Origin of the sequence: Oscillibacter sp., assembly GCF_028693505.1 — a bacterium.
Classification (GTDB): domain Bacteria; phylum Bacillota; class Clostridia; order Oscillospirales; family Oscillospiraceae; genus Oscillibacter.
On sequence record NZ_JAQUVF010000019.1, the window covers coordinates 34200 to 46077 of the forward strand.

The window sequence follows — 11878 nt, forward strand, 5'->3', positions numbered from 1 at the left end:
TTTAAGGAGATAAGAGACGCACATGCAGGATAAAATCGTTGTCAAGGGCGCCCGGGCCAACAACCTGAAAAATATCGACGTGACCATCCCCCGGGACAAGCTGGTGGTGGTGACGGGCCTGTCCGGGTCCGGAAAATCCTCCCTGGCCTTTGATACCATTTACGCGGAGGGTCAGCGGCGGTATGTGGAGAGCCTTTCCTCCTATGCCCGGATGTTCCTGGGCCAGATGGACAAGCCGGACGTGGATTATATCGAGGGGCTCAGCCCCGCCATCTCCATCGATCAAAAGACCACCAGTAAGAATCCCCGGTCCACCGTGGGGACCGTGACGGAGATTTACGACTATCTGCGTCTGCTGTGGGCGCGGGTGGGCACGCCCCACTGCCCCAAATGCGGCAGAGAGATCAAGCAGCAGACCATCGACCAGATCATCGATCAGGTGCTCTCGTTGCCGGAGGGGACCCGGATTCAGGTGATGGCCCCTGTCATTCGGGGAAAAAAGGGCGAGCACACCAAGGTTTTTGAGGACGCCAAGCGCTCCGGCTATGTCCGGGTCCGGGTGGACGGAAACCTCTACGAACTGGATGAGGACATTGCGCTGGAGAAAAACAAGAAGCACACCATTGAGGTCATCATCGACCGTCTCATCATCCGGCCCGACATCCAGCAGCGGCTGACGGACAGCGTGGAGACCGCCTCCGCCCTCTCGGGGGGCCTTGCGGTCATCAACCTTTTGCGGGAGGAGAAGGATTTGCTCTTCTCCCAAAACTACGCCTGCGAGGAGTGCGGCATCTCCATGGAGGAGCTGACGCCCCGGATGTTTTCCTTCAACAATCCCTTTGGCGCCTGCCCCACCTGCACGGGCCTTGGCAGTCAGCTGAAGGTGGACCCGACGCTGATCGTGCCGGAGCCGGGGCGCTCCATTCTGGACGGGGCCATTCAGGCCTCCGGCTGGGGGAACATCCGCTCCGACGGCATTGCCCGCATGTATTTTGAGGCGCTTTCCAAGAAGTACCACTTTGCCCTGACCACACCCTGGGACGAGCTGGGGGAGGAGGTACAGGGAATCGTCCTCTACGGAACCGGCGGGGAAAAGCTGGAGCTGCACTACGACCAGCCCCGGGGCAAGGGCGTGTTGTACCAGCCCTTTGAGGGCATTTGCAACAATATCGAGCGGCGCTATCAGGAGACCCAGAGCGACGCCAGCAAACGGGAGCTGGAGGAGCTGATGGCGGAGTGTCCCTGCCCCACCTGCAAGGGCCGCCGCCTGAAAAAGGAGTCTCTGGCCGTGACGGTGGGAGACGTGGATATCGACGCGCTGACCCGCCTTTCCGTGGTGGATGAGCTGAAGTGGACAGACAGATTGACCCTGACGGACCAGCAGCGCCTCATCGCGGACCGGATCTTGAAGGAGATTCGCTCCCGCCTTGGCTTTTTGCAGTCCGTGGGGCTGGGGTACCTCACGCTCTCCCGAGCGGCGGGAACGCTCTCCGGCGGCGAGAGCCAGCGCATCCGGCTGGCCACTCAGATCGGCTCTTCCCTGATGGGCGTGCTCTACATTCTGGACGAGCCCTCCATCGGTCTGCACCAGCGGGACAACGACAAGCTGCTGGCCACGCTGCGGAATCTGCGGGATTTGGGCAATACGCTGCTGGTGGTGGAGCACGACGAGGATACCATGCGCGCCGCCGACTATCTCATCGACATCGGACCCGGCGCCGGCGTCCACGGCGGCGAGGTGGTGGCGGCGGGCACGCCGGAGGAGGTCATGGCGAACCCCAACTCCCTGACGGGGCAGTACCTCTCCGGAAAGATAAAAATTCCCGTCCCCACCCACCGGCGCACGGGAAACGGAAAGCTTTTGAAGGTCGTCGGCGCGGCGGAGAACAACCTGCGCCACATCGACGCGGCATTTCCGCTGGGGACCTTTACCGTGGTCACCGGCGTCTCCGGCAGCGGCAAAAGCTCCCTTGTGAACGAGGTGCTCTTCAAGCGGCTGGGCGCGGACCTCATGCGCATGAAGACCCACCCCGGCAAGTGCGAGGGCATCGAGGGCATCGAACATCTGGACAAGGTGGTGGACATCGACCAAAGTCCCATCGGGCGGACGCCCCGGTCCAACCCCGCCACCTATACGGGACTGTTCAACGACATCCGGGACCTGTTTTCCTCCACGCAGGAGGCCAAAAGCCGGGGCTACGGCCCGGGCCGGTTCAGCTTCAACGTCCGGGGCGGACGGTGCGAGGCCTGCTCCGGCGACGGCGTTTTAAAAATCGAGATGCATTTCCTGCCGGACATCTTCGTACCCTGCGAGGTGTGCAAGGGCAGACGGTATAACCGGGAGACGCTGGAGGTCCATTACAAGGGCAAAAACATTGCCGAGGTGCTGGACATGACCGTGGACGAGGCGCTGGAGTTTTTCTCGGCGCTGCCGAAAATTCGCAATAAGCTCCAGACCTTGCAGGATGTGGGGCTGGGGTATGTGAAGCTGGGCCAGCCCTCCACGGAGCTTTCCGGCGGCGAGGCCCAGCGGGTGAAGCTGGCGACGGAGCTTTCCAAGCAGGCCACCGGCAAGACCATCTATATTTTGGACGAGCCCACCACCGGCCTTCATACCGACGATGTGCGCAAGCTGCTGGAGGTGCTGGACCAGCTGGTGGATACCGGAAACACCGTGGTGGTCATCGAGCACAATCTGGACGTCATCAAATGCGCCGACTATCTCATCGACCTGGGCCCCGAGGGCGGCGACGGCGGCGGAACCATCGTCTGCACCGGCACGCCGGAGACGGTGGCCGCCTGCCCCGAGAGCTATACAGGCCAGTATTTAAAGAAAATGCTGGCGCCATAAATCGCGGCGGGAACCGCGTATCCCAAAGGAGCTTCGCCGCGACAGCGGCAAACAATAAAATTGCTCAAAAAGAAAGTTGAGGATTACCTATGAATCAAATCACAAAAACCGCCATGGTCACCGTCTGCGGACGGCCCAATGTGGGCAAATCCAGTCTCACCAACGCGTTGGTGGGCGAAAAGGTCGCCATCGTCTCCAACAAGGCGCAAACCACCAGAAACCGGATCTACGGCGTGGTGAACCGGGACGACACCCAGTATATCCTGCTGGACACGCCGGGTCTCCACAAGCCCAAGTCCGCTCTGGGGGACTATATGGTCAAGGTGATCACCTCCAGCCTCTCCGACGTGGACTGCGCGCTGGTGCTGGTGGAGCCGATTGCCCACGTGGGCACGCCGGAGCTGGCGCTGATCGAGCGCATCCGGGAAGAGCACCTGCACGCCATTCTCTGCATCAATAAGATCGACACCGTGGAACCGGCGGCGCTGCTGCCGGTGATTGCGGCCTACAACGAGGCGTGGGACGGCTTTGACGCCATCATCCCCATCTCCGCGCACACTCGCAGCGGTCTGGACGATTTGATGGCGGAGCTTGCAAAATACGCCACCGAAGGCCCCCAGCTGTTTCCGGACGGACAGACCTCCGATCAGCCGGAGCGGCAGGTGGTGGGGGAAATCGTCCGGGAGAAGCTGCTGGTGTGTCTTGACAAGGAGATTCCCCACGGCACCGCGGTGGAGATCACGAAATTTTCCGAGCGGGATTCCGGCGTGATCGACGTGGACGCCACCATCTACTGTGAAAAGAGCAGCCACAAGGGCATCATCATCGGCAAGCAGGGCGTGATGCTCAAGCGGATCAGCACGCTGGCCCGGCAGGATATCGAAAAATTTATGGGCACCAAGGTCTACCTCCAAACGTGGGTGAAGGTCAAGGAGAACTGGCGGGACAATGTGAACTACGTCCGCTCCTTCGGTTATCACGACGATTGAAAAAACGCTGAATTTTCCAGTTATCAAATTCGACATTTTTCCACAGACTATTCCTGAAAGAGGAGGTCTGCAAGATGGATGCTGCGGTTTATTGGGAGTCCTTTTGCCTCACCGGCGACCCGCTGGCCTATGTGCTGTACCGTTCGGCGGCGGGAGAGGACGGGCCAAAAGCGTAATGGTCGGGGGAGCGCGCCCCCGTACATAAGTAGAAGGAGGCCTCTATGGCTGGAACGCCCTACATCGTCACGCGGGGCATCGTTTTGCGGGAGACCGAGACGAAGGAGTCGGACAAGATTTTGACCCTTTTGACCCAGGAGCGGGGCAAGATCGCCGTCATCGCCCGGGGCGCTCGGCGCAAAAACAGCAAATACGCCGCCTGCGCCCAGTCTCTGGTCTGGTCGGAGTGGACACTTTACCAAAAGGGAGAGTGGTACTATGCCAACGAGGGCGCCTCGCTGGAGCTGTTTGACGGCCTGCGGCAGGATTTGGACGCCATGGCGCTGGGCTTTTACTTTGCCGAGCTGACGGAGGCCGTCACCACGGAGGGGGAAGCCGCGCCGGAGCTGCTGCGCCATCTGCTCAACGGCCTGTTCGCCCTTGGAACGCTGCGAAAGCCGCCCGCGCTGGTAAAACCCGCGTTTGAGCTGCGGCTGCTGGCTCTGGCGGGGTATGAACCGCTGGTGGACGGCTGCGCCTACTGCGGCGCACCGGAGCCGGACGGGCCGCTGCTGGATGTGGTGCAGGGGGTTTTGCGGTGCCGCGGCTGCGGCGCCGCCGCCGGGGCGCGGGCGCTCTCCATGCCGCTGTGCCCGGACTCTTTGGCGGCGCTGCGGCATATCGTCTATGGAGACCCCAAACGGTTGTATGGCTTCACGCTGGGAAATCCGGCCTTGGCGCGCCTGTCCGCGGCGGCGGAGGCGTTTCTTGCCGCCCAGCTGGAGCGGAGCTTTCGCACGCTGGACTTTTATAAGAGCCTTCAGCCCCCGGAAATTCCGTCGAAATAGAGTACGTTTCGTATAATTAAAGCGAAATGATACGAAGAGGAAATGTTATGAGCGAATTATTTGACAAATCTATCCGCACCCTGGAGCTGCCCCGGGTGCTGGGCCTGCTTTGCGAGCAGGCCGTCAGTGGGGAGGCGAAGGCCCGGGCACTGGCAGTCCGCCCCGAGACCGAGGCGGAGGAGGTGGAGCGTCTGCTGGACCAGACCGACGCCGCCCGGGAGATGATCGGCCTGCGGGGCAGCCCCTCCTTCTCCGGCGTGAAGCCGGTGCGGGAGGCGCTGGACCGGGCGGACCGGAGCGGCGTGTTGAACACCCGGGAGCTGCTGACCATTGCGGACCTCCTCACCGCCGCCCGCCGGGGCAGGGAATATCTGGGGGACGCGATGGCGCAGCGGACCGCCGTCGACCACCTCTTTTTGTCCCTCCACGGAAACCGGTTTCTGGAGGAGAAGATCAAGCGGTGCATTCCCGACGAGGATACCATTGCAGACGCCGCCTCCACGGAGCTGGGGGACATCCGCCGCCATATGCGCGCGGCGCAGGCCAAAAGCCGCCAGATCCTGCAAAAGATCATCTCCTCGCCGACCTACGGGAAGGTTTTGCAGGAGAATCTGATCACCCAGCGGGACGGCCGCTTTGTGGTGCCGGTGAAGGCGGAGCACAAGGGCGACCTGCCGGGTCTTGTCCACGACATCTCCTCCTCCGGGGCGACGCTGTTTGTGGAGCCTATGGGCGTGGTGCAGGCCAACAACGAGCTCATCGAGCTGGAGGCCAAGGAGCAAAAGGAGATTGAGCGGATTTTGGCGGAGCTTTCCGCCGAGGCGGCGGCCCATCGGGAGGACATCCAGTGGGACTACGACGCGCTGGTGCATCTGGACCTGATCTTTGCCCGGGGGGCGCTCTCCTACAAGATGAACGGCGTCCGGCCGGAGGTCCGGCGGGACGGGGCCATCCGCCTGCGCCGGGCCCGGCATCCCCTGCTGGACCCCAAGTGCGCGGTGCCCATTGATATCGAGCTGGGGGACACCTTCGACACGCTGGTCATCACCGGTCCCAACACCGGCGGCAAAACGGTGAGCCTCAAAACGCTGGGCCTTTTGACGCTGATGACCCAGTGCGGACTGCACATCCCCGTGGCGGAGCGCAGTGCGGTGTCCGTTTACGCGCGGGTTTTGGCGGATATCGGCGACGAGCAGAGCATCGAGCAAAACCTGTCCACCTTTTCGGCCCATATGGTCAATATCGTGAACATTTTGAAAGAGGCGGACCGGCACAGTCTGGTCCTTTTCGACGAGCTGGGCGCGGGCACGGACCCGGTGGAAGGCGCGGCGCTGGCCATTGCCGTCATTCAGCACGTGCGGGGCGTGGGCGCCAAGGCGGCGGCCACCACCCACTATGCGGAGCTGAAAACCTTTGCCATGACCACCGCCGGAGTGGAAAACGCTTCCTGCGAGTTTGACGTGGAGACCCTCAGCCCCACCTACCGGCTTTTGATCGGGATTCCCGGCAAGTCCAACGCCTTTGCCATCTCCAAGCGGCTGGGGCTTCCCGAGGAGGTCATCGCAGCCGCCAAGGTCCAGATGAACGGGGAGAGCGTCCGCTTTGAGGACGTACTGGCCCAGCTGGAGACCAAGCGGCAGGCGCTGGAAAAGCGGGAAATGGAAGCAAGCCGCCTTTACGCCCAGCGGGAGGAGGACGCCCGCAAGGCTCGGGAGTTCCGGGAGCAGATGGAGCGGGCCAAGGAGAGCGCCCGCAGCCGGGGCGAGGCGGAGGCCAAACGAATTTTGCGGGACGCCCGGGCCGCGGCGGAGCAGGCGTTTTCCGAGCTTTCGGAGATGCGAAAGCAGCAGGCGAAGGCCGACCGGGCGCAAAATGTCAACGAGGCCCGGGCCAATCTCTTCCGCGCTCTGAACGAGGCGGAGGGAGCCGTTTCCCAAAAGGACGCCCGGCAGGAGCCGATCCCGAAGCCCAGCCGCCCCATTCAGGTGGGGGATCTGGTGGAGATTCCCGGGGTCCGCACCCCGGCGGAGGTCACGTCCGTTGGAAAGGACGGGGCCTTGCAGCTCAAGGCCGGCGTTTTGAAAATGAAGGCAAGGGCCGAGGAGGTCCGCCTCATCGAAGCGGATGAGAGGGCGGCCAGAAAGCCCGCCGCCGCCCGTCGGCAAAGTGCGCCCCGTGAGCTGAGAGCGTCCGCTGCCCGGGAGCTGGATATCCGGGGGCTGGAGACACTGGAAGCCGAGGCGGTGGTGGAAAACTTCCTCTCCGCCGCCGTGATGGGCCGACTGGAGACCGTCACCATCATTCACGGCAAGGGCACCGGCGCTTTGCGCAAGGCCGTCCATGAGATCCTGCGGCGGAACAAGGCTGTAAAGGACTTCCGCCTGGGCGTCTACGGCGAGGGGGAGAACGGCGTCACCGTGGTGACGCTGAAATAAGGAAAAAGGGGCGGCGCGCTGAAAAACGCCATCCCAAAGGGCAAGTCGGCAGGAGACGCAGGGGCATTGGGTGTCCCTTTACAACGGCTGATTTTCCCTGCCATACCGGAGAAAAGAAAGGATCAGGTGAGGCGTATGCAGGCGCTTTCCAGACAATATCACATCAACTGTGTGCCCGGCGACGTGGGCCGTTACTGTATTCTGCCCGGCGACCCGGAGCGGGTGGCCGCCATTGCCGCCCTGCTTGAGGACGCGCACCCGGTTGTTCATAACCGGGAGTTCAACGTCTGGACCGGCACGCTGCTGGGGGAGAAGGTCACTGTCTGCTCCACGGGCATCGGCGGGCCTTCTGCGGCCATCGCCATGGAGGAGCTGCACAAGTGCGGCGCGGATACCTTTGTCCGCACCGGGACCTGCGGCGGCATCGATTTGAATGTCCAGTCCGGGGATATCGTGGTGGCCACCGGCGCCATCCGCTTTGAGCACACCAGCCGGGAGTACGCCCCGCTGGAATTTCCTGCGGTGGCGGATTTTGAGATCGCGGCCTGCCTTGCCAAAGCCGCCAAGACCCTTGGCCTGCCGCTGCACACCGGCATTGTCCAGTGCAAGGACAGCTTTTACGGCCAGCACAGCCCGGAGGCTTCCCCGGTCTACTATGAGCTTAAGCAGAAATGGGAGTCGTGGAAGCGGCTGGGCGTGAAGGCCAGCGAGATGGAGTCTGCGGCGCTGTTCGTTGTGGCGGCGGCCCTTGGCTGTCGCTGCGGGTCCTGCTTCCATGTGGTGTGGAATCAGGAGCGAGAGGCGGCGGGCCTCGACCAGAAGATGAGCGAGGATACCTCCGCGTCCGTCCGCGTGGCGGTGGAGGGACTGAAGCTGCTGATCGAAGAGGACCGGAAGGCCGGTACATAAAGGCCGGAGCGTAAAAAAGATTCCTGCCGCTTTAAGCGGCAGGAATCTTTTTTATGCTTCCGTTTCTTCCGTCCGAACGCCCCGCTCAATGTCCTGAATGTGATAGGGAGACGTTTGGTAGACGCAGTAGTTCAGCCAGTTGGTATACAGCAGGTGGGCGCAGGAGCGCCAGGCGACCAGCGGCTTTTCGTTGGGATTCCCGTGGGGGAAGTAATGCTGGGGAAGCGGAACATCCACCCCGGCATTGAGGTCCCGCATATATTCCTTGCGCAGGGTGTCCCGGTCGTACTCCGCGTGACCCATCAAAAATACCTGACGGCATTGGGCCGTCTTGACCGCGTAGACCCCGGCCTCCTCCGAGGCGGCAAGGATCTTCAGTTCCGGCACGGCCTCGATGTCCGCCCGGTCCACGGTGGTGTTGCGGGAATGAGGGACCCAGAAGGTGTCATCAAAGCCCCGGAAGAGGATGAAATTGGGGTCCTCCACGGTGTGCTCAAACACGCCGAAAAGCTTTTGCGGCAAAGGGCGCTTGGGAATGCCGTAATGATAGTACAGCCCCGCCTGCGCGCCCCAGCAGATATGCAGGGTGGAGTGGACGTGGGTCTTGGACCACTCCATGATCTCGCACAGCTCCGGCCAGTAATCCACCTCTTCAAACGCCAGCAGCTCCACCGGCGCGCCGGTGATGACCAAGCCGTCGAAGGTGCGCTGGCGCACCTCGTCAAAGGTCTTGTAAAAGGCCAGCATGTGGGCCTGGGAGGTGTTTTTGGACACGTGACCGCTGGGCGCAATCAGCTCCAGCTCGATTTGCAGGGGCGTGTTGCCCAGCACGCGGGCCAGCTGCGTCTCCGTGTCCACCTTGGTGGGCATCAGATTGAGCAGCAGGATCTGGAGCGGACGGATATCCTGCGTGATGGCCCGGGTCTCCGTCATGACGAAGATGTTCTCCTGGGTGAGCGTGCTGGTGGCGGGCAGCTGATTGGGAATCTTGATGGGCATTTAAATAGCCTCCAGTGCTTGTGAAATGTCCTCGATCAGATCGTCCTGATGCTCCAGTCCGCAGGACATCCGGACAAGCCCCGCGGGGATGCCGGCCTCTTGCAGCTGCGCATCGGTCATCTGGCGGTGGGTGGAGGTGGCGGGATTCAGGCAGCAGGTGCGGGCGTCTGCCACGTGGGTCTCAATGGCGGCAAGCTTAAGATTGCTCATAAAAACCTCCGCCGCGGCGCGGCCGCCTTTCAGCTCAAAGGACACCACGCCGCAGGAGCCGTGGGGCAGGTACTTTTGACCCAGCGCGTAATAGGGGTCGCCGGGCAGACCGCAGTAATGGACGGTCTCCACCTTGGGATGCCGGGATAGAAATTCCGCCACGGCCTGCCCGTTTTCGCAGTGGCGGGCCATGCGGACGTGGAGACTCTCCAGTCCCAGATTCAACAAAAAGGCGTGCTGGGGGGCCTGAATGGAGCCGAAGTCCCGCATTAGCTGGGCGGTGCATTTCGTGATGAACGCGCCCTCTCTGCCGAACTTCTCCGCGTAGGTGACGCCGTGGTAGCTATCGTCCGGGGTGCACAGACCGGGGAACTTCTCGGCGTGGGCCAGCCAGTCGAATTTGCCGCTGTCCACAACGGCGCCGCCCACGGCCGCGCCGTGTCCGTCCATATATTTTGTGGTGGAGTGGGTCACAATATCCGCGCCCCACTGGAAGGGGCGGCAGCCCACGGGGGTGGCAAAGGTGTTGTCCACGATCAGGGGAACGCCGTGACGGTGGGCGGCCTTGGCAAAGCGCTCGATGTCAAACACAGTCAGGGCAGGGTTTGCAATGGTCTCGCCGAACACCAGCTTTGTGTTGGGACGGAAGGCACGCTCCAGTTCCTCGTCCGTGCAGGTGGGGCCGACGAAGGTGCACGCCACGCCCATCTTCGCCATGGTGACGGAAATCAGGTTGAAGGTGCCGCCGTAAATGCTGGAGGAGGCTACGATGTGGTCCCCGCAGGAGGCAATGTTGAACAGGGCAAAGAAGTTGGCCGCCTGACCGGAGGAGGTCAGCATACCCGCCGTGCCGCCCTCCAGCTGGGCAATTTTTGCCGCCACGTAATCGTTGGTGGGGTTTTGCAGCCGGGTGTAAAAGTACCCGCTCGCCTCCAGATCGAAGAGCTTGCCCATCTCCTCGCTGGTGGCGTATTTAAAGGTGGTGGACTGGATGATGGGGATTTGACGGGGCTCGCCGCTGCCGGGGGTGTAGCCCCCCTGCACGCAAATGGTTTCCGGACGGTAGTTACTCATGATAAGCGCTCCTTTCAATTGTCTGGAACGAAAAAAACGGCTTTCGTCCCAAAGAAGTTTCTTTGAGACGAAAGCCGTAAAGCTTCCGCGGTACCACTCAAATTGCGGCGGTCCCAAGACCGTCCGCCACTCATAGGGTCCAACAACCCCGTCGCCTTCACGCAGCGCACACGGGACGCCCTACCGGCTTTCCGCCCTCGAACGTCCAGCTCAGGAGCCATAGGACCTGAAAATTTCCGCCACCGGCTTCCACCACCCGCCGGCTCTCTGAAGGCGTCTGTCCTCGTCCCTCTCCATCATCGCTTTGGCTTATTATAAAAAGAGCGCAACCGTTTGTCAATATCTAAAAAGAACATACAGTAAGCCTTTAACCCATGGTATCGCTTTGGTACCAATGGTTAGAGGCTTTTATTTTATTTTGTGGAGATATTGATGCCTGTTTTAAGCTAATCAAAAGAATGGTATAGATTTTGTTTTGCATTTCTCTCAAGCTTGGCGTGGAGGGCACATTCTGTTTTGCCAAATAGATATTCATTCGTATGCACCCTGGTTTTTCTTGTTCTTATCCCTGACCAATGAATCTGAATTTGGTTTTGCCTGGATAATTTTCCCCAAAATGCAAAATGCGTCGAAATCTATCGATCGTTTTTGAAAAATCAGTGTGACGTCATCATCCGGTTTATGCGGTTAGAAATCTTTGCAGGAAAGTACGGTGGGAAGAAGCGTCCAATTTAGGATAACACGCGACGAGACCTTAATTATATATGTAAGGCTTTGAACCACATTTTGATTCAGCGACATGATCAATATTCCGTAGACTCCGTTGCGGAGATCACGGCAGCATTGGGTGCACGGAATTCCGAAATTTCAGCTGTTGACAGATCGAAATACATCACGCGATTCTCTGCATCGTACGCACCAACCACTTTATAACGCGTTTTCGGCTGATACGCAGGAATGAGGGTTGCAAGCACATCGTGGAGATTTTTATTGCCACAGCTCAACGTGCTGGTCTGTTCGCCCCTGGTCTTGGAAAACGGCACAGATTTTGCCTCGTTACTTTTGCAAACGCGAATGGCAAAAATCTGATGTGCAGGGTCAGTGCAATACTGCACATTCTGAGGGTAATTCATATCTTCCAGGATGCGCTTGCTAAAGGTAACGCCATTCTGGTTAATGAAAAGATCAGGCATTACATTGGTGCTAAGATCCAGAACTTCAAGATTGATAGTAGAAAAATTGATAGCCATGTTGATTAATTCCCTTCTTCTTGACCATCGTCAAGCTTGTTAATACTGTTTACAATGTTAATAAATTGATTACGATCCTCTTGCGTCCAATCCATATCCAGCAGGAAATATCCACATAAAACGCCGGATTTAACCGTTGCCAGCGTAAACTTTTTCT

Annotated in this window: 8 protein-coding genes; 5 read left to right on the forward strand and 3 right to left on the reverse strand. The window is 60.2% G+C overall.

What is annotated here, in order from left to right; genetic code table 11:
* The first annotated feature begins 22 nt into the window (after positions 1-22).
* The 5 genes from uvrA to udp all read left to right on the forward strand — a co-directional run bounded on the left by uvrA (position 23) and on the right by udp (position 8188).
* Positions 23-2851, forward strand: a complete 2829-nt coding sequence (uvrA, locus tag PHI30_RS07225; protein WP_300025919.1) for an excinuclease ABC subunit UvrA — start codon at positions 23-25, stop codon at positions 2849-2851.
* A gap of 89 nt (positions 2852-2940) precedes the next feature.
* Positions 2941-3840 (forward strand): GTPase Era, encoded by a 900-nt coding sequence (gene era, locus PHI30_RS07230; RefSeq protein WP_300025921.1) that lies wholly within the window; start codon positions 2941-2943, stop codon positions 3838-3840.
* Between the two features lie 221 nt (positions 3841-4061).
* Positions 4062-4844, forward strand: a complete 783-nt coding sequence (recO, locus tag PHI30_RS07235) for a DNA repair protein RecO (RefSeq protein ID WP_300025924.1) — start codon at positions 4062-4064, stop codon at positions 4842-4844.
* Positions 4845-4891: 47 nt separating this feature from the next.
* Positions 4892-7279 (forward strand): endonuclease MutS2, encoded by a 2388-nt coding sequence (locus PHI30_RS07240; protein ID WP_300025925.1) that lies wholly within the window; start codon positions 4892-4894, stop codon positions 7277-7279.
* Between the two features lie 135 nt (positions 7280-7414).
* Positions 7415-8188, forward strand: a complete 774-nt coding sequence (udp, locus tag PHI30_RS07245) for a uridine phosphorylase (protein WP_300025927.1) — start codon at positions 7415-7417, stop codon at positions 8186-8188.
* Between the two features lie 51 nt (positions 8189-8239).
* Here udp and metA read toward each other — a convergent pair whose 3' ends face one another.
* The 3 genes from metA to PHI30_RS07260 all read right to left on the reverse strand — a co-directional run bounded on the left by metA (position 8240) and on the right by PHI30_RS07260 (position 11721).
* A complete protein-coding gene (metA, locus tag PHI30_RS07250) occupies positions 8240-9187 on the reverse strand; it encodes a homoserine O-succinyltransferase (RefSeq protein ID WP_300025929.1) in 948 nt (315 codons plus the stop codon).
* The gene (locus PHI30_RS07255; protein ID WP_300025931.1) at positions 9188-10471 is read right to left on the reverse strand and encodes an O-acetylhomoserine aminocarboxypropyltransferase/cysteine synthase family protein; all 1284 of its coding nucleotides are present in this window, start codon (positions 10469-10471) and stop codon (positions 9188-9190) included.
* A gap of 803 nt (positions 10472-11274) precedes the next feature.
* Positions 11275-11721: a hypothetical protein gene (locus tag PHI30_RS07260; RefSeq protein ID WP_300025933.1), complete on the reverse strand. Its 447-nt coding sequence runs from the start codon at positions 11719-11721 to the stop codon at positions 11275-11277.
* Positions 11722-11878: the final 157 nt, after the last annotated feature.

Coding starts and splice junctions, on each gene's coding strand:
- uvrA (WP_300025919.1), top strand. CDS start 23: ATGCAGGATAAAATCGTTGTCAAGGGCGCCCGGGCCAACAACCTGAAA.
- PHI30_RS07260 (WP_300025933.1), bottom strand. CDS start 11,721: ATGGCTATCAATTTTTCTACTATCAATCTTGAAGTTCTGGATCTTAGC.
- udp (WP_300025927.1), top strand. CDS start 7,415: ATGCAGGCGCTTTCCAGACAATATCACATCAACTGTGTGCCCGGCGAC.
- era (WP_300025921.1), top strand. CDS start 2,941: ATGAATCAAATCACAAAAACCGCCATGGTCACCGTCTGCGGACGGCCC.
- PHI30_RS07255 (WP_300025931.1), bottom strand. CDS start 10,471: ATGAGTAACTACCGTCCGGAAACCATTTGCGTGCAGGGGGGCTACACC.
- recO (WP_300025924.1), top strand. CDS start 4,062: ATGGCTGGAACGCCCTACATCGTCACGCGGGGCATCGTTTTGCGGGAG.
- PHI30_RS07240 (WP_300025925.1), top strand. CDS start 4,892: ATGAGCGAATTATTTGACAAATCTATCCGCACCCTGGAGCTGCCCCGG.
- metA (WP_300025929.1), bottom strand. CDS start 9,187: ATGCCCATCAAGATTCCCAATCAGCTGCCCGCCACCAGCACGCTCACC.